Genomic DNA, 23,799 nt, shown 5'->3' on the forward strand with positions numbered 1-23,799 from the left:
CAGGACATTCCATGCCAACTGCGTTAATCACCGGCATCACCGGTCAAGACGGGTCCTACTTGAGCGAACTACTGCTTGAGAAGGGCTACACGGTGCATGGACTCGTTCGCCGAAGCAGCAATACGGCTCGCGTGAGATTGGATAGCCTGTTTGCCGACAAGTCTACGTACGAAGAACGATTGTTCTTGCACTATGCTGAACTTGACGATGCGACCACGATTCGTCGCATCCTGATACGCTGCCAGGCCGACGAAGTGTACCACTTAGCCGGGCAGAGCCATGTGGGAGCCAGCTTTGACATTCCTGAAACGACGTGTCAGTTCACAGCGATGGGTACATTGAAGTTGCTGGAAATACTGCGAGACCTAGAGAAACGTCCTCGGCTTGTTCATATCAGCAGCAGTGAGGTATTCGGTCGACCTGACCATTCACTTCAGAACGAACGCACACCCATGAGACCGGTAACCCCCTACGGAATTGCCAAAGCGTTCGCAACACAGATGGTGTCGCTCTACCGAGAATCGTTTGATTTGTTCGCTTGCAACGCAATTTGTTACAATCATGAGTCTCCTCGTCGTGGCGAATCTTTCGTCACCCGAAAGATCACGCGGGCCGCGGCAGCAATCGCGTCAGGGTCGACGGAAAAATTGAAGCTTGGCTCACTCGATTCTACTCGTGACTGGGGCTATGCTCCTGAGTACGTTGAGGGCATGTGGCGAATGTTGCAACAACCAACGGCCGATGACTACATTCTCGCTACCGGTACGAGCCACAGCATTGAAGAGTTTCTTAACGCGGCGTTTGAGTGCGTCGACCTCAATTGGCGTGATCATGTCGTCCAAGACGCTCGCTACATGCGTCCATCTGAAGTATCCCAATTGGTTGGCGACGCCCACAAAGCACGCTCCATTCTGGGCTGGACACCGCAAACCCAATTGAATGAATTGGCACACCTGATGGTAAACGCTGACTTACTACGGATATCCAGTCTATGAGCGATCCTGCGGACATGTCGGATAAATCCCAACTAGCTGCAGAATCACCGCGTGCTTTCGCCAGCAGTAAGTCATCGAATAGGGGGCGTTCGAGTTGGCTGATCACCCGACTTCGAAACGTTCAAACTATCTCAGCGTGGTTCGCAACAGCATTGCTCGTATTATTGCCCATTGCATTATTGACCGACTTTGGGGGAGTGCTTCACTGGACTCAGTATCTCGCATTTCAAGCGGTACTCCTGATCGTTTCTGTCACAGCAGTATCGATGCTGGGCGAACAACGTTCTTCAAATCTTCGACAGCATGTTTTATTGATCCCGTTGGTGGGATGGGTGATTTATGGCTACGTTCAAACCGTATCTTTTCCTGCTTCTTTCGTTGAAGCGTTTAGTCCCGCATCGCACGCTGCGTACACACAGTGGATCGCTCCCCTAATCCCAGCGGCAAGCCTGCCGAGTCAATTTCCTATTTCAGTAGACCCCCATTCTTCACGCCATTCATTGGCGATCATGATGATGGTGATCGCAGTCGGTTGGTCATCGGCAACAATTTTCCATACGCGCCAGCGTACCATCTTCATGCTTTCAGCCGTTTCGCTATCCGGTGCCGCACTAGCGTTGTTTGGAATCGCGAGGATGACATTTCCACATGCAACTTTTTTCGACTTTACTGAAACGGATGCTGGCATACCGTTTGGAACGTTCGTCAATCGAAACAATGCAGCGTTGTTCTTGAACCTCTCGCTTGCAGCGAGCCTGGGCTTGCTTTCATGGCGTCTGATGGCGCTTACCGGGCAAGAGGTTGACGACTCTCAATTTGAGCTTAACGATGTTTTTTCGCTCGTGAGCGAACGAGAATCCGCGATCGCTATCGGTAGCACAATCTTGTGCTTAGTGGGACTATTGGCATGTGGATCACGGGGCGGCATTGCCGCGACACTGGTGGGATGCCTATTGGCCATGGGCTGGGTTCGCAAACGCCGAGGCTTCGTTAGCATTCCTGTCGTCGGCACTGTGATTGTCGTTGCGGTTGGGATTCTTGTAGTCCCAATGCAACTGAAGCTCAGTAGCATCAAGCGTTTTGAATTCTTCAACAAAGACTCAAGTACGCTTCTGACAGACGGCCGATTCTTGCATTGGCCTGAAGCTTGGAACTCTGCCTTAGGGTACTTCCCCGCAGGATCCGGACTGGGTTCCTACGCCTATGCACACTTGCCGTTTAGACAGTCGACCGGTTTGTCTGCTTGGTCTACCCACGCTGACAATCTGTGGCTCGAGCTTTTGGTCGAACAAGGCGTTGTTGGAATTATCCTAGTCATCAGCATGTTCGTTTTATTGATGACTAAACTTCAGCGGTTGGCCAGTTCGCATGACTCTCTTGACCATGGCGTCCGGGCGATGGGGTGGTACTGCATCGGGGCGTTACTGTTCTCGCAATTCTTCGACTTCGGCCTAGCGATTCCCGCTAATCTCTTCTTGCTAACTCTCATGCTTGGAACAATCACAGCGAGAGCATCGGAGATCGAAACAACGTCCAAATTCACCTCAAAAACAGAGGTAGAGTTGCCTTCCGCGGAGAAAGACGCCAGTGCGGTGAAGCAATCTCACATGCGTAGACGTGCGATTTCGGTCGTTGTACGGTCTGCATCTCTGATTGCCCCGATCGCAATCCTAATCGCATTATCGACATGGTTGCCGAGGATGCGACAAGACGCTATCGCCGAACGATGGAGCAGAGACGCGGAAGTCAATCTGAGCACTCTTAGAACCCGCAATAACGTAATAAACGAGTTCAACCAAGAAATGGGCCTCATTGCGAATGCTCTACCTACGCCTGATTTACTTAACGCGTATAGCGATGTCCAACGACAACTCGCTCGACTCACAGAAGTCGCGAATGCGAAGCCCTCAACGATCCTGGAGGCGGAACTGTACTACGACGCGACGTCACCTCTCCAGCGTCGACTACTCAATCGCGACAGTGAAGCACATCCCATAGATCCATCCTTAGCTCCTCTACGTATTGCAGATTCGAAGGAGCAGTACCGACAACCACTTGAAACGTGCTTTCAAGTTCTGGCAATGCGTCCGCTAGACCCTAAGCCTCGCTCGGCACTTCTTTACCTGGATTTCGTTGATGGCGACTTAGAACGCACCAAAGCGGTTATAGAACAACTGAGTGAATTCCATAAAAGCAATCCTGATGTATTGATTGTTCTAGGTGAGTTCGCAGCCAGCGACGCGAGGCTCGACGCTGCTGCCGACCTATGGAAAACGGTACTGGAGCTATCACCCGATCTTACCGACGAAGTGATTGAATTGGCGGCAGATTACGGACTTAAAAACTTTGACGCTATCCTTCCCTCAAATCCAATTGCCATGCGATTGGCTGCTCGCAGCATCCTTACTCGTCCAGACAAGTTGTATTGGGATGTCTTGCCGCAAACGCTCGATGGAGTTTCATGCCAAGAGTGCTCAAGTTCGCGAGAAGCATCTAGATGCCATTCTTTATCTGCCGACATTGCCTTCGCATTGGGTGAATTCGACCGTGCATTCGAAGAGTATGAAAAGTCGATACGACTGAGTGCGGACGATGTGGCATTGCGACTGAGGTATATCCGTCGTCTCGACAGAGTAGGGCGTCGAAACGATGCCAGAATTCAAGCCAGAATGGGGCGTCAAGCGATCCCGGGCGACGACCGTTTCAACGCTATTATCAGCGAAATGGCAAACGATGAGTAATACTGTGCCAGCGGAAGCGAAAACCTAGACGATGAAAATCTCCACTATTTTTTTGACGCTCTTGTTCGTACTGAGCCTAGCACTTGCGATCAAGAACATCGACATCGCCATCCCGTTTGTCGCAGGCAGTGCCGCAATCACGCTACCAATCCTTTTGCTCGGCAAGGCACGCGAGTGGAAAGGATATGTCTTGTTCATTTGTGGCTCGTTCTTCCTTACTTATTTATCAAGGATACCGGTCCTGGCCTTCATCCCTGAAGACTACGGGTTTTCGTCTCGAGAAACGTTAACAGAAACTATGCTCTCCGACACGGCGTACTCCATCGTCGCGCCGATGGCGTGCTGTATCTTAGGATTCTTTTTGCCTGTGATGGGTGGTGCCAGGATTCGATCTTTGCCTCCGGCCACCGATCAAGCAGCCCGTCAGAGCTTTGTGGTGAAGCAAGCTCACTTGATCGTGCTCTTGTCCTACGCCGTGCTGCTTTCCCGGACCATTCTCGCGGTGTTTTTTGGAGTGGGTGTTAAGCTGATCGAGAACAAAGCAACTCACCTTCAGTTCTTGACACAGTTGATTCCTGAAATGACTTGCGTTGGCTTTTGCACCTTGATAGTTGTCGTTTATCGCAAAAGCGTTCACAGAAACTTGGTCTATCTAGCGGGCGGATTCTTAATTCTTAACGCGTTGCTTACGATCTTGTTCGGATCCAAAGGTGGCGTATTGATGCTCGTCTTCTCCGTCGCAACGATCTTCCTAACACGGTTTCGCGACATGCCGATTAAGCGAGGTCGATTGGTGATGATCGTTCTCCCGACGATCCTAATTGTTGGCGCTAGCATCGTGACCGCGTCAACGATGCGGTGGGCGACACGAAAGCAATCTAACTTGAGCACTGGCGTTGCAAGGGGATGGGATCGCTTGGAAATCGGTTCCGAACTTAAGGATGGCTTGTTGATGGTGTCTAAACGGGCCAGCGCGTTTGATGCGGTGCGCATTGCCCAAATCCAGAGCCCCACCGGCGCGATGAACTCCTTCAATCCTTTCAATGTCGCCTTCAATTTGGTCGGACGACTCATTCCCGGCGTCAGTCCACGGTCGATGACCATTTCAAAAGCCGTAGCTATTTACTACTTCAATAAACCTGAGGGATTTGGCGCATCCCTAGGTCTATTCCCGACGCTCAAATTGATGTTCGGTAGGTATTCCCTGATCTCGATATTTCTCTACGGTCTATTAACCACGCTATTGTTCAGTCAAATCTGTCAGATTAGAGATCCCGATATCCGCACAACGATTCAGTACGTGTTCTTGTTTGCGACCACACGGATCATCATGTCGGGTGCCTTTGACCATCAACTATCGATCTGCATTGTTCAGATCGTTCATATTGTGGGCTTGGCTTATTTGCTTGCTCGATTCTCTCCTCGCGAGAAAAACTTTTCCAAACCAGAGTCTGCCGTTCACCTCAGTCCTCGGTTAGCTCGATGATCATCTTTTATAAACTGTGTCCAATGATTATTTATTCACAACTTGCTCATGACGGGTACGAGGTTCACGCATGAGCTTATTGCACCTGATGCTGCGTCTCGGGACGCGAAGTAAACAAGCCGTCGCGATGACGGTTGGCGGCCGAGTTCCCCTGCACATTGTGTCCGAATACCCGAAATCCGGTGGCACGTGGTTTTCGCAAATGCTTGCCGCATACTTGGACGTGCCACTGCCAAAGATGACGTACACCCCCTCGTTTCGAGAATGTGTGATTCATAACCATTGGGGATATTCCAGTCGCTACCAACGGCCCATCTATGTGCTACGTGATGGACGCGACTTGTGTGTTTCGATGTTCTTTCACTTAGTTCGCGTCACGGAAGGTAAGAAGCCTGCACTGTTGAAGTACGTCTATTCACGGATCCCCGATTGGGACGAACTCTCACGAGATGCAGAAGGACAGGTTTGCTTTAAGCCCGAATTTGTGGATCGCTGGATACAAAGCCCGATTGGTGTCAAAAGCACATGGGCACAGCATGTGGATCGTTGGTGGGGTCACGATGACGTTTGTTACGTCAAGTACGAAGATCTACTCGTCTCTCCCGAAGCTGTGCTGGAGCGGGCAGTTAAGTTTTGCACCGGACAAGACCACATCGACGCAGACAAACTACGGAAAGCGATCGACCAATTCAGCTTCGCCAAACAAACGGGTCGTCAACCAGGCCAGGAGGACACGTCCTCGTTCATCCGAAAAGGGATCGCTGGAGATTGGAAGAATCACTTTTGCGAGGAAAGCCGCAAGCGGTTCGAAACCTACGCGGGACAGACCTTGCGTGACCTAGGTTACGAAACTCAAACCAACTGGTGGCAAGAACTGGCGGAGACAGGCTCCTAAAGTCTCGTCTATTGATGAAGCCTCAAGACAAAGTTCGACGCGACACAATCCGAGGATTCGGCTGGAGCTTCGTGAGCCAATTTGGAGTTCAGTTTGCCAGATTAGCGACACTGATTGTGCTGGCGAGATTCTTTATTGGGCCTGCCGAATTTGGGCTGGTGAACATGTTTGTCGTGTTTACTGGCTTCTCTCAGATCCTGATCGACTTCGGCTTCACCAACGCGCTGATTCAAAAGCAGGACGCAACCCAACGAGATTATTCCAGCGTATTTTGGCTTAATCTCGCGATCTGCGTAGTCGTATCTTGTGGCCTGATGTTGGCGTCTCCGTGGATCGCGTCGTTTTACAATGCTCCTGCGTTAACGCCGATCGCGATGACCATGGCCCCGCTTTATGTGTTCTATGGTCTGACCTCACTCCAAAGAGTTCTCCTTCGAAAGAATCTCGATTTCCGGACGATTTCGATCATCGAAGTCGTTAGCGTTAGCGTTAGCGGTTTGCTCGCGTGTGGTGCTGCCGTCCTTGGATGGGGCGTATGGTCGCTCGTGGTGTTCTACCTCGCCACTCCGATCATGTCATCGCTGATCTACTGGCTTCAACCTGGATCTTGGAGACCCACGTTTGCGTTCTCGTTGGAATCGCTGAAGTCTCTTTCCAAATTCGGGCTGTCGATGCTGGGCAACAACAGCTTGAACTACTGGGCTCGCAACATCGACAAGGTTTTCATTGGCCGGTACTTGGGCGAAATACAACTCGGCTTCTACAACCAAGCGTATAGCCTAGTGCTGATCCCAGTGACAAATTTTTCAAATACGTTTGTGAGTGTCATGTTCCCGGCGTTTTCCAAAATGCAAAAGGACAACCACTACGTGTCCAAAATGTTCACATCGGTATCGCAAACGGTGCTGGCAGTGAACTTGCCAATCTTCCTATACCTGTCGATCGCGGCAAGAGATTTCGTTTTGATCTTATTGGGTAAGGAATGGGAACCGATCGTTGAACCGTTACGAGTGTTTGCCTTTATCGGTTTGTTTATCTCGATGCGAACCATTCACTCAAGTGTGTTCATGTCCCACAATCGAAATGGCACGCTTCTGAAGATCAACCTGGTATCTCGCACCTTGATGATTGTTGGTTACTTCTTCTTAGTCCAAAACGGAATCCAGGCAGTCGCCTACTGGCTCTTACTCAGCATCATTTTGTCGTTTGCCGCGACAGCCACATGCAGTTGCCAAATCCTTCAGTTCAGCCTTCGGTCATTCATCGCCGCGCATTCGAAGATTTTCATTTCGGCACTCGCGGCCTACGTGATGACTTCGTGGCTGTACGCTTCGCTGTGGCAGTCTCAACAGCGACTGCTGGTTCTCATTTCCTGCCAGATCGTCTTCATCGCGATCTACCTGATCGGTGCAATAGTGACCAAGGAACCGATCATCGCTGCATTGATACGGCAGGTTCGCAAAAAATTTTCTGGCCGTACCGCCAAGAGGCAGCCGGACGCATGACCCCCATTCTTGACCGCCCAGTCTTTGTTGTTGGAGTCCCTAGATCGGGCACGACAGTGATGAGCACGCTGTTGTCGTCTTCACCAACCATTTGCATTGCTCCAGAAATATGGTTCTTCAACTACTGGATGCAAAAGTATGATTTCTTGGACCTTTCCGACAGGAATAGCTACACGTTCTTCGTCGACCAATTTCTTGCGTCAAAACGTTTCCGCTACCTGGAACTGGACGCTCAACCCATTCGAGACCAACTTATCAACAGCGATGTCCAAAGCTTTCAATCTGTGTTCTCGACAGTGCTGACTCACTACGCCGACAAGTTCGCTAAGTCGCGAGTAGGCGAGAAAACCCCCGGACAATTTCAAAGCATCGAGAAGATCATCGAGTTGTATCCGGATGCTAAGATTGTGTGTATGGTCCGCGACCCTTACGCGGTTGCGGCATCGACAATCAATTCAGAGTTCGGATCCAATCACGTTTTGGATTCAGCGATACGTTGGAAGCGATACTCCAGAATCCTTAGCGAACGCTCCCATGAGAATTGCATTTGCATTGTTCGCTATGAAGACTTGGTGTTGCAATTTGAACGCGAGATTCCACGAGTGGCCACGTTCCTTGACATAGAACTCGATCCCGCCATTGCGAAGACAAGCCGGGATGGAAATTACGCGGTCGGTGATCGTGGTGAAGGCTGGGCCAAGGATCACTTCCAAAAGGCGTTTAACGCATTGAACCCGCAGAGCATCGACAAATGGAAAACCCATTTGTCGCTTGAACAAAAGCGAGTCATCCGGTGTCAGATTGCCGACGAGATGTCCCACTGGGGCTACGCGGCTCATGAAGACGAAGGTCCTCAGTGCGAGTCTACCGCCCGAAAAGCGATGCGGCGCTGGAAGTCCAAAATGAAGGCCCTCTCTCGACCATCGCTATTGCTTTCCAAATCACGAACCTACAACCGCCTCACCTATCGCCTGTTCGGTAAAGTCATGGAGCGGAATTGATGAGTAAAGCCCTTACCGATTGGAAACTTAACCATCCTGGGCGGATTCCTGGTCCGGTGCGATCAATGGTTCAAATGGGCCTTCGAGCCACTAGCTACTGGCGACCGCTGCCGTCCTTCCTTGTGATTGGTTTTCAAAAGTGCTCGACAACGTCGCTGTACAGCCATTTGGCTCTTCATCCCCAAGTTCAGGTTTCTCATCGCAAGGAAATTGACTACTTCGGTTGCGACACGGGCCAGGACCTCGCTTGGTACAGGTCTCACTTTCCGATGCGGCGATCTAAAACGATTGCGATTGGTGAAGCAAGCACGATGTACGCTTACATGCCGCAAGCCCCTGCTGAAGCGAAACTCCAGAATCCTAAATTCAAGTTGATCGCTGTCCTTAGAGATCCGGTTAAACGAACCATCTCGCACTATCATCATCGGAGAAAGTGGGGCTTAGAAGAACGAACGATTGACCAGGCAATCGAAGATGCATTTCATGACTTCGACAAGGACATAGCAACATGGCAGGATGCGGCACGCCCCGACGCGGACCCGAGTCGCCCCTATCGTGAGCCTAAAGCGTCGTACCTGATCCGCAGCATGTACTCGCTACAGATTGAAAACTGGAAGAAACTATTTGCCCCCGAACAATTACTGTTAATCCAGGCTGAAGATTTCTGGAGTCGATCCGAGGACGTCTTTCACGAGGTTGAATCATTCCTTGGCATTGATCATCACGGCATTCGCAACAACAAGGTTTTTAACCAAGGGGCCTATCAAAAGGGCAAACCGGATTCCAACCTTAGTGCCATCCAGAATCGCTTGACCAAACACTTTCAAGGTGAGTATCAGTGGTGCCGCGAGCAAGGGCTGACCTTTTCTAACGACACCACATCAGATCAAGAAAATGAGTGAGCGGCACACCATCGCAACGGAATCGGCCGATGTTGCGTCTGACGTTTCTGGAGCTCAACTTGATGCTCAAGCCAATCGCAAGGCTCGCAAGTATGCCGGTGGTGAGATCGCGGCGCGCATCATGTGGGGACTCGTTTACCCGATCTTTCGCTGCAGTCCTCGAATCCTTTTTGGTTGGCGGCGATTCATCCTTAGGTGTCTTGGTGCCAAGATTGGAAAGAACGTCCACATCTACAACAGTGCCCGAATCTTCTATCCGTGGAAGTTAGAGATGGGCGACTACGCTACCATCGGCGAACATGCCGAGATTTACAACTTGGGAATGGTGACCATTCAAAGTCGTGCAACCGTATCACAACGTGCTCACCTTTGCGCAGGCTCACACGACTACAACGACCCCGCTCTTCCTTTGCTTCGACTACCGATTACGATCGGCGAGGACAGTTGGATTTGCGCCGATGCCTTTGTGGGCCCAAACGTCACAGTGGGCAAAGGCGCCATCGTTGGTGCTAGAGCGGTCGTGATGTCGGACGTTGAACCATGGAACATCGTCTCGGGAAACCCAGCCAAGTTCATAAAGCTTCGTGAACTCCAAAATGAGCCAAACCGAAAAGAGACCGGCGAATGACGTCAATCTTCATTTTGACAAAAGACGAGGAAATCAACATTGAACAGTGCATCCAATCTGTTGCATGGTCAGACGACATTGTCGTGCTTGACTCTTACAGCTCAGATCGGACCACAGAGATTGCGCAGGATCTTGGTGCAAGAGTCGTCCAGCGGAAGTTTGACAATTGGAGCGCTCATCAGAACTGGGCCGTACAGAACATCGAATTTAAGAACCCGTGGGTGTTCTATCTAGACGCCGATGAAGCGTTCGACGACGAGCTAACGGGCGAATTGCAAGTCGAGCCTGCAGCAAACGTTGCTGCATTCAAGGTTCGCCGAAAAGATTACTTGATGGGAACATGGCTGAAGCGATCGCAGTTTTATCCGACTTGGTTCGTTCGCTACTTTCGCCCTGAAAAGATCAAGTATGAACGCTTGGCGCATCCTATCGCCATCGTCGATGGCAACGTCGAAGCACTGGCCGGGCACATTCTGCATAAACCTTTCAGTCACGGAATGCACCAATGGTTTGACAAGCACAATCGCTATAGCGACTTTGAAGCTCAAGAACTACTCGAAGAAGTCCTTGGCGACATTCACTGGAAACCAATCTTTTCGAAAGATCACAACGAACGCCGACGCGCATTGAAACGCCTTGCCTATCGCATTCCCTGCCGTCCTACGATCTTGTACTGGTACCTCATGATCGTCCGACTTGGATTCTTGGATGGTAAAGCGGGCAGGTCGTACGCTTCGCTTCGACATCTCTACGAAACGATGATCGACGCCAAGGTGATGGAAGCCAAGTACTTAAAGCGTCTCGAAAGCGAAGGCGACAGTCAGGTCCGCCACACTCTATGAAAGCTTCAATCACAGGTTGGCACGGGAAACAAAACGTAGGTGATGACGCGTTTTGCGCTATCTTTGCACGCTGGCTCAGTCACAACCTTCATTACGATGAAATTGCCATCAATGCCCCACGGCGATTCTTGCCAAAGGAAGCGACCTCGCAGACATGTCACTTTGACGCAAACTTCCCCGAGCAAGCACCGGGACGTTTGCACCGATTCTTGCTGGATCGCTCATTGCATCGCGGGGCGGATCTCGTGGTGTTTGGAGGAGGATCCATCTTTCACCGACACCGCTGGCGTTTGCTGGACTGGCAACTCAAGACGTACCCGAAACGCAACAGCCACCTGATGGCGATTGGTGTTTCGCTCGGGCCGTTTCCCAATTCGACACATGAAAGATTGTGTGCTCGAACGCTATCGAAGTTCGATCGTATCATCGTGAGGGACGAGCAATCTTTGGTGTGGGCAAGGGATCAAGGACTGGATCAAACAAAGTGGTGCAAAGACATTGTGCTCGGCTGGGGACACTTCTATGAAATCCCCACTCCCGCGCCAAACTCGGACCAACCTGTCAATCGAAAAGTGATTGCAATCTCGATAGCTGATCGCGAAAGTGAATTCGGATCGACCGAGACTGACGATCGAAAACGCGAAGGGATTGTCGATGCAATCAAGACGCTGCATGCACAAGAACCGCTTCACGTTAAAATCATCGTCAGTTGCGTCCACCCTGTTCGCGGCGACCTAGCAGCGTCAGAACGTCTACGAAGTTCGATTGAAAGTATTGGCGGCCTAGAAATTTCAGAGTATCGCTACGATGGATCGATCACGAACTATATCAGCGTTCTAAAGCAGTGCGACGCGGCGATATGCAATCGAATGCACGCATTCGTATTTTCCTGCCTGGCGAAACGACCAGCGATCCTTATCTCGTACGCGAAGAAGATGGTCGAACTGGCGAACTACCTTGCAATCGACTCATCCGTTTTCTTTTCGACCGACGATGTCGACGCGAAGCGTCTTGAAACGACCCTTCGGGATCAACTCGCCAACCCGATTCCTGTTGTCGACGACGCCTTACTCGATGACGCTCAGTCCGACGTATCAAAGATGTTTCAACAGCTCACCTCTGAGCTAACCACGCCCGCATGAAAACAACATTAGCCGTACTCGATGAGTTTCCGTTCCCACCACGCGACGGAGTAACGTATCCGATTGCTTCGCACCTGAGTCGCATGGCGAAGCTTGGGCCCATCGACCTCGTCACGACCCTGCCGGCCAAGAAGATTCCTGAATCTGAGCATCCGTTCCGATCGATTCACTCAATTATTCAAGGAAAACAAGCCTCCGGTCCAACGCGACTGGCGCGCGAAGTTTTCTCTGCGGTGCCATACTTCACTCGCGCGATTCCTGATTTCAGTTCGCTTGATCCCAACATACGTGATGGACATTACGATGTTCTTTACACGTCCCCAGCTTGGCTGGCGGGATGGTCCAAGCACTATCCCCGTTCTTGGAAGAACATTGAGAAGCAAGTTCTTTGCCTTAATGATTGTGTAACCGAACGATTTGTCCGCGACTTGTTGTTAGCGAGAAAAAACTACTTGGCTTTCGACAAACGACTGCGACATTTGCTTCGTGGAAGTCGCTATCCCTGGATGGGGCGTGTGGAAAGAAAACTACTGGATCAGTTTGATGCAGTATTGGTGCAAAGTCAGCGGGATTTAGAATCGGTCGTTCGGCATTGCGGCGAGAGCTACCGAACGAAACTATTTGTCGTTCCCAACGGGATCAAAGAACACTTACTCAGTCTTCAATACCAACCGCCCGAAAAACCAGTACTGATGCATTTGGGATCACTATTTGGCAACCGACGAGGCTTGATGCTCTGGTTTCTCCGTGAGGTATTTCCCAAAGTAAAGTTGCGAATCCCCGAAGCAACCATAAGGCTGTGCGGGAAGATTTCGGACGCTGATCGTAGTTCACTCGGCAAGATTGATGGCGTCGAAGTGGTGGGTTTCGTCGATACCCTCGAAGATGCGTTTAAAGGAGTATCAGTGTCGATCGCACCGCTGTTGATGCTGACAGGCTTAATCAACAAAGTCACCGACTCCATGGCAGCAGGAGTTCCGTGCACCGGAATGGGCGCCTTTGGCGGCATTCCAGATTTCGTCAATGGAAAACACGGCATCGAATGTCGTTCTGCCCAACACTGGTGCGACGAACTAGTGAATCTTTTGAATGACCGATCGCGTCTTCTTGATATCTCCTCGCAAGCAAGAACATTGGTGCAAGAACATTTGACCTGGGACCGAAGTCATCAAACGCTCATGCAAGCGTTAGGCGCCTAGCCGATCCGTTCCGGATTTTTTCGAACTTCTTTTCGCCTCTTCACTTACACAGCTCACAAACATGACCAGGCCCGTTCATTACTTCTATCCCGAATCTAAGTTCGGTGGATTCACAGATCTCGACGGTAGCATTCTCTTCTTCTCGCGAATTCAAAGTCTGCTGACACCTGATGCAGAAATCTTGGACGCCGGTTGTGGTCGTGGCGCGGTGCAGGATGATCCCGTCGCTTTCCGCCAGAACCTTTGCACACTTAGAGGCAAGGTCAAGCATGTGCTTGGCATTGACGTTGACCCTTGCGGCGTGGAGCATCCGTATGTCGACGAATTCCGGCTGATTGATGACAAACGCTGGCCAGTCGAGTCGTCTAGTCGCGACCTCGTCATTGCAGATTATGTGATTGAGCACCTCGCCGAACCGGGTGAGTTTTTTGATGAAGTCAAACGAGTCCTGCGCCCGGGTGGCTACTTTTGTTTTCGCACTTCCAACAAGTGGAACTACGTGGCAATCGGGGCGAGACTGATCCCTAATCGATTGCACGGAAACGTGGTGACGAAGGTTCAAGCGAAACGCAAGAGCGAAGACACCTTCGACACTTACTTTCGTAGCAACACACCTTTCAAGCTTCGCCGTGAAATGAGGAACCGCGGATTTGAAACAGCGATTTATGGTTACGAACCGAATCCTCAATACTTGGAATTTTCGAAGGTAGCGTATTGGCTAGGAACCTTGCACCAGAAATTTGCTCCGCGAATGCTCAAAGCATCCATCTTTGGATTTTGTCGTTTGAATGAAGAAGCCTAGAGGAGCTAGCGGGAGCATTCAAGTTTGCTTACTTCAATCGAACGCAATCCGGTGGCGTCCCGCCCGACACCGTCCAACGATAGACATCAGCCATCTTTTTTCCGGCATCTCGCCAAGAGAACTTTTCGTCTACCAACGTTCGCCCGCAATGTCCCATCGCCTCTCGCTGGGCGTCGGACATTTCAAACAGCGTGCCTAAGCCCGCCGAAATCGAGCTTGATTCGGGTTGGACCTCGATTGCCGCATCTGCCTCGAACCCTTCCGGTAAATTGCAGAATGGTGTCATCAGTACGGGCAACTGGAAGGACCAAGCTTCTAATACCGCCATCGGCAGTCCCTCGCTAAAAGAAGTCAGAAAAAACGCATCAGCACGACGCAAACTCGCCACCTTTTCATCATCAAACTGTGGGCCAACAAAACGAACGAAGTTTGATAGCCCAAGTTCGTCCACGGCCCGTTCGAGTTCAGACAAGTGATCGCCCTGGTTCCATCCGGCGATAACCACCATCCAGTCGTCGATCAATGAAGCCTGCCGTCGTTGCAGTTCCTTCAAGCCTTGCAAGAATGCAGAGAGTCCTTTCTTAGGATGTATTCTTCCGACGAACAGCAAGACCTTTTTTTCTTGAGGAACTTCGTCATCCCAAACCGGTTTGGAAACAGTCAGCGACAAATCGGGCAAGTCCATGCCATTGGGGATGATCGCAACCGAATTGTTCAATCCGTATTGGCGGATTGATTGGTATTCCGAATCGGCCAACGCGTGAAAGCAACTTGCATTTCGCATATTGGCTCCCTCGAAGAACAGCGAGGCGACCTTCTTTTTGGTGCTCGCGTTTTTTGCAGCCCAAGGATCCAGCATTCCTCGCGGTGATATCACGGTTGGCCGACGACCGCGCTGCGACCAGCGTGACGCAATGACGGAGTTGTACATCCACAGTCCGTGCGAATGCACAACATCCAAATCGGCTTCCATCACTGCCTTGCTCCAACCTCGGCCATAGCCGAAGGCTTGCGGTCCCAATGGCTGAGAAAGATGCAAATTCAGATCTTGCCAATTCGCCGCATCCTCATCAGAAAATTGATCCGTGACAGAGAAAACGCTGACATTACAATCAAAGCTCTTCGTTCCTCGCGTGAGCGCTCTGACTGACCAATAAAGCCCCCCCGCTCGGCGGGAAACGGCGGCGGTCAGTACGCCAACATTCAATTTCGATTGTTGGTTCGGAGTGGACATGAAGCTTACTTCGATCAGTGAAACGGTTTTGGCAGCGTTAGGTTCGCCGGGGTGGGTACTTAAGATTCAGCAACGTTACCTTTTCGTTGCCCATGATATTCCACGGGTCACCTACTCACTACTCCATACCACGACTCTCTATCTCTTCACGTTATGACTCCTCAATTCTTCACGTTATGACTCCTCAATTCTTCACGTTATGACTCCTCAGCGCATCTTAAGATTATTCAAGTCATTCCACCGTTTTCCGGAGGTCATACGATGCTTCGGCGCGTTTGACAAACCATTGAAGATGGCGCGTGCGTACTTCCAAGTGGCAGGCGATGTGTACCCGATGGACGTGGTCTATCGTGGCAAGCACACGTTCACGCTGAAAGACTGGGAGGATCTTACGACGGCATGGGTTGTATTGCTGGGCAAAGAGTACCGAGTCTATCGTGAAGACAAAACGATCGTTGACCTTGGAGCCAACATCGGAGTATTCGCAGTCTTCGCCAAACACTGCAGCCCCGAGGCAAAGATCGTCGCCGTTGAACCTTTTCCTGAGAACCTTCAACGGCTCGATAGCACGCTCGCAGAAAACAACTTGAGCGATACGATTGCTACTCGTGGCATTGCCGTTTCGGGAGCCGATGGCGAAGTGCGTTTCGATGCGAGCCCTGACATTCCCAGTCACAGCCGTAAGATTTCAGAGAATGGTGCCTCGCCTTCGCAGACAACTCAGGTGACGGTCCCCGCGTTGTCGCTAAAGACATTTCTAGATACCGAAGAACTAGAACAAGTCGATTTCCTGAAGATGGATATTGAGGGTGCTGAATACGACGCGATTCTCAACACTGATCCCGAAACACTAAAGCGAATCAAGCGAATGGGAATCGAGTATCACCAGCACGGCCATCAAAGCATTACCGACCATCTCAAGAAGGCTGGTTTCGCGATCACGTATCATCCCAAGTCGGGCCCCTACGGAGTAATTGAGTACACTCAAGTTTAGGCTCTTGTTGTTTGCCAGAGACGACGCGAATTATAGTCGCGCAATCTCTTTTCACCTCGCATTCCCGATTCTCAAACATCGATGACACTTTCTCAACTCAAGCACCGACTCGTACACCCCAAGGCGGTTGCGTTTGACAAGCAGCTTAGTGCCGTCGATGGATGGTCGAAGGATCGCTTGGCGGATTACAACTGGCAGCAGCGCAAGGCGCTCGTGAAGCATTGTGCAACCACAGTTCCGTTTTACCAACGTGCATTTCGAGACGTTGGTTTTGAAGCGGGTGATTTGAAAAGCCCCGATGATTTCGAATTGCTTCCGATTGTCGAAAAGACTCACCTGCGCGAACAGTTTGACGAGTTCATCAGTTCCAAATTCGCCGGTCGCAAGATGCCCGAAGCCACCACAGGGGGAACTACCGGTGAACCCTTGCGAGTGTACTGCGATCCCGATGTCGCAATGTCTGCTATATCTTGGCGGATGCTTCGGTGGTGGGGTGTGGATCCAACAATGAACGCCGGTTACGTCTATCGCGCGATTCCTAAAGGACTACGGAAGAAATTGATCGACCTAGCGATCTGGCCTACCCGCCGAGCGTATCTTTCGGCGTTAGACATGACCGACGAAAACATGCGTCAATTTGCGTCGGCGCTCAAGCGAACTCGTGCCAGGTACGTGATTGGGTATGTGGGGGCTCTTCAAGCATTTGCTCGCTACGTCGCTGCCAAGGACATCAAGTTCCCTGATCTAAAAGTGATCTGGACAACTTCAGCCCCACTGCCTGAACCGGTTCGACAAGATCTGTTCGAAAGCTTTGGATGCCCGGTATACACTCAATACGGTAGTTGCGAATTTTATTTCCTGGCGGCTGAGTGCGATCAACAATCAGGGTTACACATTGCTTCGGACGTTCGTCATGTCGAGATAGTTGGCTCACTCACGGAACCGCTTGAAGCCTCTACAAAAATGGATCAAATGGGCGACATTGTCGCTACCGACCTAACCAACTATGCGTTTCCTCTTTTGAGATATCGGCTGGGAGATAGAGGCCGCCTGTTGAATCGTTCATGCCCGTGCGGACGCCCTTATCCATTGATGGACTACGTCCGCGGACGTACTTCAGACAACATTCAAATGAGCGACGGAACTCAAATACCTGGCGAGTTTTGGACAACGATTTTTGATGATTTCGTAGATCAAATCTCCGCTTTCCAGGTCTACCAGGCAAAAGACGGAAGCGTCACAGTACGATACGAGACTAAGGATCCGGCGCGATCAACTGCAGCGACCATTGAGACGGTTCGTCAGCGCCTTGAGGATAAAATTCAAAATCGCGTTAAGCTAATCTTCTCGCACGAAAAAGTGGATGGCCATACGGGCGGAAAAACTCAGTATGTGTTTAGCGAACTAACAGGGCCCCAGCGTCTCCCTGCCTCAAGCAATGTGGAGTCCTACTAACGTGTCACTACCTCAATCCACAAGCGGTCACTGGACAAAGGACCGCAAGAGTGAAGTGAAAGCAATTGCCCTTCTGTCGATTGTTTCGGCCATATTGGTAGTTGCCTACGGTCCCTTTCTCTATGGCAACTTTCGGTTTATGTATCGCAGGCCGCATTATAGCTACTTCCCGGTAATGTTTGTCGCTGTCGGGTGGATGGTGTACCAGCGTTACTACGAACGCTCAACAAGCACGTCATTGCTGCTACCCAACTTCTGTCGCATCGCCTCGTACGTGGCGGCAAGCATTTTTTTCTTTATGGCAGTTGCTCTGGCGTCACCAGTTCTAGGAACGTGTTCCTTTATCTTTCTAATTGGCGGGTTAATCGGACAACGGCGGGCGGCCGGTTTCCTACCAGGAGCGTTTGCGATTTGGCTTTTGCTTTGGTTTACGATTCCAATTCCTTTGCAAATTGATCGAATCCTAATCTCGAGTTTGCAAAGCCTAAGTGCGAAGGTCAGCAGCAACTTGCTTGATCAAATTCCGGTGTACCACATGATGCGTGGAAACGTGCTTGAGTTACCCGATCGACGCCTCTTCGTCGATGAAGCTTGCAGCGGCATCACCTCACTAATCTCCTTTCAAGCGTTTGCACTTTCCTACGGAGTTTTTCGTCGACGCCACTGGTGGCACCTCGTCATTCTGAGTCTATCTGCCATCTTCTTTGCGTTTTTGGTAAACGTCGCTCGTGTGTCTACGATTGCGATGATGCTGCAAAAGTACGGAATTGACCTGACGAGCGGTCTTCCTCATGAGGTGATTGGACTATTACTACTTGCCGTAGGCATCATTAGTGTGATTGCTTTGGATCAAGTGATGGATGCTTTCAATCCTGGCTCTATTCGCACCCAAGTCGACTTAACAAGTCCTGCTGTAAAAGACAAAAGATCGGCAGGACCAAGTTCAGTCATATGCCCACTTTTGCTCAGGCGTTCGTTCCTGAGTGCATCCGTGTTCATTGCTGTTTTCGGGATATACAACACCTACATCCTTACCGCAGGATTTGACTCCCCACGGTTGGCCGTCAGCAATGCGCACGCACTGAAGCAGTCGGACCTACCGGCTCAAGCAGATGGATGGAACATGCTCGCCTATGATTCGGTCAATCGTGACACGGATCATCCCTTCGGCGAGTACTCCAAAACGTACGCCTATGGAGGTTATGGTCGCCAAGCAATTTTTTCATTTGACTATCCATTCTTCGGCGACTGGCACGATCTAACAGGTTGCTATCGAAGCAGCGGGTGGAAAGTAGGGCATCAACAAACGTTGAAAGGCAATGCGAACGAAATCCACGGCACAGATGCGAACACCGCATGGGACTCGTATGCAGCAGAGTTCACCAATAAACAGGGCGAACACGGCTACTTGATGTTTTGCTTTGTTGCCGAAGACGGCAATGCGGTCGATGTCCCCTCGGCCGAAACCACTGCATTTATAAAGCGATTAATGTCGAAGGGGCGTCACCCTTGGGAGCGGACCATTTACCAAATACAGCTATGGACCACGTCCCCGAACAAGTTTTCAGAGGCAGACAAAGCAAAACTGCGAGGACTGTACGAACAACTGCGAGAATCAGCACGAACGGCATTTTCAGGCGATTCAAACACGTTGACTGGCAATCTTTTATCGCGTGATCTTGAGTCTTTCGAAAATATTGATAGTCAACTCAAAGCAAATCCAAATACTGCGTTGTAAGGCGTACGGCATGACATCTCAACCATCCTCCAATGATTCTTCCGATGTGCTTTCACAGCCCATTATCGGCGAGTCCACGTCTCAGCCACTTTGGGCGCAATGTCGAGGCAGCGTTGCTGTTTTATTGGGGATGTTCGTGTTTTCTATGGTCTGCCTATGGTCCTGCTTGGGAACTAGCCCTCGAGTCGTGCATGCTTATCAAAGTGCAATCGAGAATCCGGATATCGTTGGAACGGTAGCTGCAGAAGAAATGCTTCTTGAAAAACTCGAAACGCTTGGAACGACTACAGCAATGACCGAGTTCCGCAAGATTACCGCGCGTGAAAATGGCTTCGCGATAGAGTCCAATATTGAGAAAGTGGAAGCGTTAGCCGAAGAGTCCAATCTATCGGCTGCGAGGAGTTGGTTACTTCACTTAGCATTGAGCGACGATGCTGGTAAGTACTGGGATGCCCCAAGCGAAATCGCACGTGAGCAAGCGGACGCGATGGTGGCGCGGTACCCAGCCAGTGTTCACCCGCTGACCTTGGCAAGACTGGCTTGGGCGGAAGGGGATGTGGGCGAGGCACTTTCGCTGGCTCGCATCGCCGGTCAAACCGACCCCGAGGCATTTGAACTCTTGCGGAAAGTCGCTAGAACCGTCGGAAACCCAACCCAATTATCGGATGTTGCAAAGGAAATCGTCGCTGCTTACGACACTGCGGTAGCAAAGGCGTCTGAGCAATCTGACGAAAATGAGCAAAACGCGGTCGTTGATTTCAGAACGTCTCAATCATTCAGAACTGCGTATTTACTTTCGCTTGATCACTTGCAAATGCACGATCGGATCACCGAAATCATTCACGCAATGGGATTGCTGCAACCTGACGATCAAGAAGTCGCTTCGGAACTAACCCGTTGTTTGATTGATGCTGTGCTCCGCGAGATCGACCGTGCGGAGCCGCGAGCGGATATTCTAGTGAGTTTGATCGAACGAACGTGCGACCCTTCACTTGGGCTCAACATGGTTCAACCTCTCATTGATCAACTTGTTGCCAACTCGGGCAATGCCCATCACCCACTAAACAATGTAGTGGGGCATTTAATCCAATCCCCCAATACATCCCCTTCGGTGCTTTTGGCCCTTTCAAAGTCTTTCGCCGGCGCCGGTGGCCATCAACAAGCGTTAGCGCTAGCACAGAAGGCGATTCAGCGAGCTCCCAACGAGCCACGAAGCTACTTCCTCACCGCGCAGCTATTGCAGCAAGTCAGAGGAGGAATTTCCAAGGAGGTTTTAGAACTATCCAAGCGTGCCGTGACGCTCGACAGCGAAGAACCAATCTACTGGATGTATCGAAATCGGCTTCTCCAAGCGACCAACAATTGGGAGACCTTGGCCGACGAAATGCTTTCTTCAGAAACGACTGGAAAGGGCGACCTTACAACCGGACAGCCTTCGCCGCTATAAGCGCAATTCCACGAACACCTTCCGTCTTAGTCGACAACCGTGGATAAAGACCTCGCTTATCGCTAGGTCTGACACTTCGCCCAATTGTCCGGGGGCCGGTTATTGCGGTTGTTCCGAATAGGATTGTTTTTGCCGTAAAACGCGTGCGTAAATTGGATATCAATCGTACGAATTTCTAGGCAAATCGCGAACCGCTCGATAGACTGTACCGTTCCTTCGGCTCAAGTTCGGTCAAACCGGCACGACACACGACTCCCTAATCTCATCACGACGTAATTCTTATGCAATTGCCTCCTCAACGTGGCCTAAGTAAGACTGACCAATCCTGGTCAGCCGATGCTTCTCGAAGTGGAAACGAATTCGGTGACAATGGCGAATCTGCGGATTTGCTCGCTGCCCTTTGGCGTTACCGCTGGGCCGTTATCCTGCCGGCCATTGTAGGTGCCGTCGCCGGATTGCTCGTGTTTTTGAAGACACCCGAGACATTGATGTCATCAACTAAGTTGATGATCGAAAGCGATCGTCCAGCAATCTTAGACTCGATCTCTGGTGATGTAATTGGTGGAGTGCCGAGTATAGAAATTCTTGAATCACAGTTATTTAGTGACCGCGTTGTCTCAATGGCTTTTGAAGACGAGCGGATGCAGCCCTATCGAGAACAATTTGACAACTCGTTCCGGGCTTTCCTGGCAACTGCTATTGAGTCACTGAAGCTAGAACCTGAGGTTTCAGACATCAGAAATGCTCAGTCATTGATAGCTGTTATGTCTTTCCAGCACACTAACGCTGACTTGTGCGAGAACGCTGTCAAATCCTTCAACGATGCTTTGGAAGACTTCTACAACGAACGTCACAAGAGTTCGCGAGATGAATTGCTGCGTCTGATTACAGTTGCAATAAATGATTTGCATCCGAAGATGAACGAACTGGAAAACAAGTATAGCCAATTTCGAACGAACGCACCTTTGGCATGGAACAACGAGGGAGAGGCGATCAATCCACACCGCGAGCGTCAACTGTTCTTGGTTGCCAAGCGAAGCGAGATGATCGAAAACATGCGTGCCAAAGCCGCACAACTAGCTGCTGTCGAAGCCATTGCTAAACAAGCCACGAATCCAATCATTGCCTTGAGCGTGATCGGACAAATGTATTCCGTGAAGATAAGTCTTCCTAATGCCGGAAGTTCGGGCGATCGGGAGATCCGGGAGGCTGATGGCCAACTTGCGATGCTTGAGCTTGACCAGCAACTTGTTCCGCTGATGATCAAACGTAACCAGTATGCGAACGAGTATGGCGAAGGTCACCCTACCGTTAAACAACTCGATGCTGAACTAACGATGATGAAAGCTGAGCTAAAGCGAATCGTCACCGACCAAACATCGCGTCTTCTAGAACTGATTGAACAAAGTCAAGCCAATGCTTCCGATCCGGTAGGCCAAGCAAAAGAAGCTGTCGCAGCGGTAATCTACGCGGCGAAGGCGGAACTCTCCCTGCTCAATGATCAAATCAAAGAGACCGATGCTCAAATCGAAGTAGAAAAGCAAGGCGCGATTGAACTTGCCAAGTATGAACAGCAAAACATTGGCATGATGCGGGAGGTTGACCGCTACCGCGAATTGATGAACCAACTCGAAGAGCAAATGGCTCGCGTACGGCTAACCGAAGAAGAAGGTGGCACGCGATTGAGCAACCTAGTTGCTCCTCAACCAGCAGTAGTTATTGGCCCTAGCTTGCTAAAGTCCCTCGCAATAGGCACTTTCTTGGGATTGATGCTTGGCTCCGGACTGGCTCTGTTGTTGGAAAAGAATGCAAATACGTTCCGCGATGCGGATGAGATTGCCACGATGTTGGGTGTTCCCGTGCTCACGCACGTTCCATTCTTCAAGGCAAAGCAACGCCGGACTAAGAAGGGAGAAATCAACGCATATGCTGATCTAGATCCGTCGTTGTTAGTTCTGCACCAACCTTCATCGGTAGCAGCAGAAGCAATTCGATCATGCCGTACCTCCGTTTTCTTTGATACGGTCGGGATCGACGGCGGGAAGATCATTCAAGTTTCAAGTCCGTTGCCTTCGGACGGCAAAACAACGGTAGCTGGCAACTTGGCCTGCTCCATAGCACAGAGTGGTAAGAAGGTCCTAGCGATTGATTGTGACTTGCGTCGTCCTCAGTTGACGGACAACTTTGCGATGCAGGATAAGCTCGGCCTCACCAATGTTCTTAATGGTCAATGTGACCCTGTTGATGCTTGCCATCAGACTCCGCTTGCTACGTTGCGAGTGATGCCTAGCGGCCCCATTCCAGCCAATCCAGCCGAAGCATTGACGCTACCTGAAATGGTCGAATTGTTGGACTTAATGCGAGAAGAGTTCGATTACATTGTCATTGATACGCCGCCGCTACTAGTGGTAACTGACCCGAGCATCACAGCCAGCATGGCAGACTGCGTCGTCCTAACCATTCGAATTCGCCGCAAGAGCAAACCCAACGCTAAGGAATCGGTGAACATCCTGCGCAGCGTCGGTGCCAATCTGCTAGGCGTTGTAATTAACAATTCCGATGAAGCGGGCACTAGCGATGGTTACAGAGGCTATGGCTATTACCGTTACGGGCGATACACCAGTCGCTACTCTCGCCGATCCGGCAAATCGAGTGGCGGCACGAATGCTCGCGAAGAATACACTCCAATGGTCGTTGAAGGCCGTGGTGTTGGAGCCCTTCGCATGGAACGACCTTCCCAGGCCGCCAGCAGTGTCGAACCTTCGGACGAAGCATGACCGTCACTCACAAGTC

The 23,799-nt window shown here is 50.8% G+C and carries 18 protein-coding genes; 17 read left to right on the top strand and 1 reads right to left on the bottom strand.

Annotated elements, in window-relative coordinates:
- Positions 1-11 precede the first annotated feature (11 nt).
- From Pla22_RS01280 to Pla22_RS01335, 12 genes are all read left to right on the top strand, one after another.
- Positions 12-995: a GDP-mannose 4,6-dehydratase gene (locus tag Pla22_RS01280; protein ID WP_146512973.1), complete on the top strand. Its 984-nt coding sequence runs from the start codon at positions 12-14 to the stop codon at positions 993-995.
- Positions 992-3,736, top strand: a complete 2,745-nt coding sequence (locus Pla22_RS01285) for an O-antigen ligase family protein (RefSeq protein ID WP_146512974.1) — start codon at positions 992-994, stop codon at positions 3,734-3,736. Before Pla22_RS01280 ends, Pla22_RS01285 begins: the two co-directional genes overlap by 4 nt.
- A gap of 31 nt (positions 3,737-3,767) precedes the next feature.
- Positions 3,768-5,222 (top strand): hypothetical protein, encoded by a 1,455-nt coding sequence (locus tag Pla22_RS01290; protein WP_146512975.1) that lies wholly within the window; start codon positions 3,768-3,770, stop codon positions 5,220-5,222.
- Positions 5,223-5,292: 70 nt separating this feature from the next.
- A complete protein-coding gene (locus Pla22_RS01295; RefSeq protein ID WP_146512976.1) occupies positions 5,293-6,117 on the top strand; it encodes a sulfotransferase domain-containing protein in 825 nt (274 codons plus the stop codon).
- Between the two features lie 14 nt (positions 6,118-6,131).
- Positions 6,132-7,622, top strand: coding sequence for a lipopolysaccharide biosynthesis protein (locus Pla22_RS01300; protein ID WP_146512977.1), 1,491 nt, complete (start codon positions 6,132-6,134; stop codon positions 7,620-7,622).
- Positions 7,619-8,623 carry a sulfotransferase family protein gene (locus Pla22_RS01305; protein ID WP_165440464.1) on the top strand — a complete coding sequence of 335 codons (1,005 nt, stop codon included), beginning with the start codon at positions 7,619-7,621 and terminating at the stop codon, positions 8,621-8,623. Before Pla22_RS01300 ends, Pla22_RS01305 begins: the two co-directional genes overlap by 4 nt.
- The gene (locus tag Pla22_RS01310) at positions 8,623-9,525 is read left to right on the top strand and encodes a sulfotransferase domain-containing protein (protein ID WP_146512979.1); all 903 of its coding nucleotides are present in this window, start codon (positions 8,623-8,625) and stop codon (positions 9,523-9,525) included. The genes Pla22_RS01305 and Pla22_RS01310 overlap by 1 nt, the downstream gene beginning before the upstream one ends.
- Positions 9,518-10,153, top strand: coding sequence for an LbetaH domain-containing protein (locus Pla22_RS25615; protein ID WP_242631732.1), 636 nt, complete (start codon positions 9,518-9,520; stop codon positions 10,151-10,153). The genes Pla22_RS01310 and Pla22_RS25615 overlap by 8 nt, the downstream gene beginning before the upstream one ends.
- Positions 10,150-10,995, top strand: coding sequence for a glycosyltransferase family 2 protein (locus Pla22_RS01320; RefSeq protein WP_146512980.1), 846 nt, complete (start codon positions 10,150-10,152; stop codon positions 10,993-10,995). The genes Pla22_RS25615 and Pla22_RS01320 overlap by 4 nt, the downstream gene beginning before the upstream one ends.
- Positions 10,992-12,137: a polysaccharide pyruvyl transferase family protein gene (locus tag Pla22_RS01325; RefSeq protein WP_146512981.1), complete on the top strand. Its 1,146-nt coding sequence runs from the start codon at positions 10,992-10,994 to the stop codon at positions 12,135-12,137. The genes Pla22_RS01320 and Pla22_RS01325 overlap by 4 nt, the downstream gene beginning before the upstream one ends.
- A complete protein-coding gene (locus Pla22_RS01330; RefSeq protein WP_146512982.1) occupies positions 12,134-13,336 on the top strand; it encodes a glycosyltransferase in 1,203 nt (400 codons plus the stop codon). The genes Pla22_RS01325 and Pla22_RS01330 overlap by 4 nt, the downstream gene beginning before the upstream one ends.
- A gap of 61 nt (positions 13,337-13,397) precedes the next feature.
- Positions 13,398-14,138, top strand: coding sequence for a class I SAM-dependent methyltransferase (locus Pla22_RS01335; protein ID WP_146512983.1), 741 nt, complete (start codon positions 13,398-13,400; stop codon positions 14,136-14,138).
- A 28-nt stretch (positions 14,139-14,166) separates the two neighbouring features.
- On the opposite strand, the gene Pla22_RS01340 is transcribed toward Pla22_RS01335, so the two are convergent.
- Positions 14,167-15,372 carry a glycosyltransferase gene (locus tag Pla22_RS01340; RefSeq protein WP_146512984.1) on the bottom strand — a complete coding sequence of 402 codons (1,206 nt, stop codon included), beginning with the start codon at positions 15,370-15,372 and terminating at the stop codon, positions 14,167-14,169.
- A 292-nt stretch (positions 15,373-15,664) separates the two neighbouring features.
- Between Pla22_RS01340 and Pla22_RS01345 the strand changes: the two genes are divergently transcribed.
- The 5 genes from Pla22_RS01345 (at position 15,665) to Pla22_RS01365 (ending at position 23,783) form a co-directional block, all read left to right on the top strand.
- On the top strand, positions 15,665-16,366 hold the full coding sequence (locus Pla22_RS01345) for an FkbM family methyltransferase (protein WP_165440465.1): 702 nt from the start codon (positions 15,665-15,667) through the stop codon (positions 16,364-16,366).
- A gap of 81 nt (positions 16,367-16,447) precedes the next feature.
- Positions 16,448-17,821, top strand: a complete 1,374-nt coding sequence (locus Pla22_RS01350) for a phenylacetate--CoA ligase family protein (protein ID WP_146512986.1) — start codon at positions 16,448-16,450, stop codon at positions 17,819-17,821.
- 1 nt (position 17,822) lies between these two features.
- Positions 17,823-19,559, top strand: a complete 1,737-nt coding sequence (gene xrtU, locus Pla22_RS01355) for an exosortase U (RefSeq protein ID WP_165440466.1) — start codon at positions 17,823-17,825, stop codon at positions 19,557-19,559.
- Between the two features lie 10 nt (positions 19,560-19,569).
- Positions 19,570-21,006 carry a tetratricopeptide repeat protein gene (locus tag Pla22_RS01360; RefSeq protein ID WP_146512988.1) on the top strand — a complete coding sequence of 479 codons (1,437 nt, stop codon included), beginning with the start codon at positions 19,570-19,572 and terminating at the stop codon, positions 21,004-21,006.
- A 281-nt stretch (positions 21,007-21,287) separates the two neighbouring features.
- On the top strand, positions 21,288-23,783 hold the full coding sequence (locus tag Pla22_RS01365) for a polysaccharide biosynthesis tyrosine autokinase (RefSeq protein WP_146512989.1): 2,496 nt from the start codon (positions 21,288-21,290) through the stop codon (positions 23,781-23,783).
- Positions 23,784-23,799 lie beyond the last annotated feature (16 nt).

Source organism: Rubripirellula amarantea (assembly GCF_007859865.1).
In the GTDB taxonomy this organism is placed as follows: domain Bacteria; phylum Planctomycetota; class Planctomycetia; order Pirellulales; family Pirellulaceae; genus Rubripirellula; species Rubripirellula amarantea.

Excerpts from the sequence above, each read along its gene's own strand:
- Pla22_RS25615 (WP_242631732.1), top strand. The coding sequence starts at position 9,518 with ATGAGTGAGCGGCACACCATCGCAACGGAATCGGCCGATGTTGCGTCT.
- Pla22_RS01295 (WP_146512976.1), top strand. The coding sequence starts at position 5,293 with ATGAGCTTATTGCACCTGATGCTGCGTCTCGGGACGCGAAGTAAACAA.
- Pla22_RS01320 (WP_146512980.1), top strand. The coding sequence starts at position 10,150 with ATGACGTCAATCTTCATTTTGACAAAAGACGAGGAAATCAACATTGAA.
- Pla22_RS01365 (WP_146512989.1), top strand. The coding sequence starts at position 21,288 with ATGCAATTGCCTCCTCAACGTGGCCTAAGTAAGACTGACCAATCCTGG.
- Pla22_RS01335 (WP_146512983.1), top strand. The coding sequence starts at position 13,398 with ATGACCAGGCCCGTTCATTACTTCTATCCCGAATCTAAGTTCGGTGGA.
- Pla22_RS01345 (WP_165440465.1), top strand. The coding sequence starts at position 15,665 with ATGGCGCGTGCGTACTTCCAAGTGGCAGGCGATGTGTACCCGATGGAC.
- Pla22_RS01325 (WP_146512981.1), top strand. The coding sequence starts at position 10,992 with ATGAAAGCTTCAATCACAGGTTGGCACGGGAAACAAAACGTAGGTGAT.
- Pla22_RS01290 (WP_146512975.1), top strand. The coding sequence starts at position 3,768 with ATGAAAATCTCCACTATTTTTTTGACGCTCTTGTTCGTACTGAGCCTA.
- Pla22_RS01310 (WP_146512979.1), top strand. The coding sequence starts at position 8,623 with ATGAGTAAAGCCCTTACCGATTGGAAACTTAACCATCCTGGGCGGATT.
- Pla22_RS01330 (WP_146512982.1), top strand. The coding sequence starts at position 12,134 with ATGAAAACAACATTAGCCGTACTCGATGAGTTTCCGTTCCCACCACGC.
- Pla22_RS01360 (WP_146512988.1), top strand. The coding sequence starts at position 19,570 with ATGACATCTCAACCATCCTCCAATGATTCTTCCGATGTGCTTTCACAG.
- Pla22_RS01305 (WP_165440464.1), top strand. The coding sequence starts at position 7,619 with ATGACCCCCATTCTTGACCGCCCAGTCTTTGTTGTTGGAGTCCCTAGA.
- Pla22_RS01350 (WP_146512986.1), top strand. The coding sequence starts at position 16,448 with ATGACACTTTCTCAACTCAAGCACCGACTCGTACACCCCAAGGCGGTT.
- Pla22_RS01300 (WP_146512977.1), top strand. The coding sequence starts at position 6,132 with ATGAAGCCTCAAGACAAAGTTCGACGCGACACAATCCGAGGATTCGGC.
- Pla22_RS01285 (WP_146512974.1), top strand. The coding sequence starts at position 992 with ATGAGCGATCCTGCGGACATGTCGGATAAATCCCAACTAGCTGCAGAA.
- Pla22_RS01280 (WP_146512973.1), top strand. The coding sequence starts at position 12 with ATGCCAACTGCGTTAATCACCGGCATCACCGGTCAAGACGGGTCCTAC.
- Pla22_RS01340 (WP_146512984.1), bottom strand. The coding sequence starts at position 15,372 with ATGTCCACTCCGAACCAACAATCGAAATTGAATGTTGGCGTACTGACC.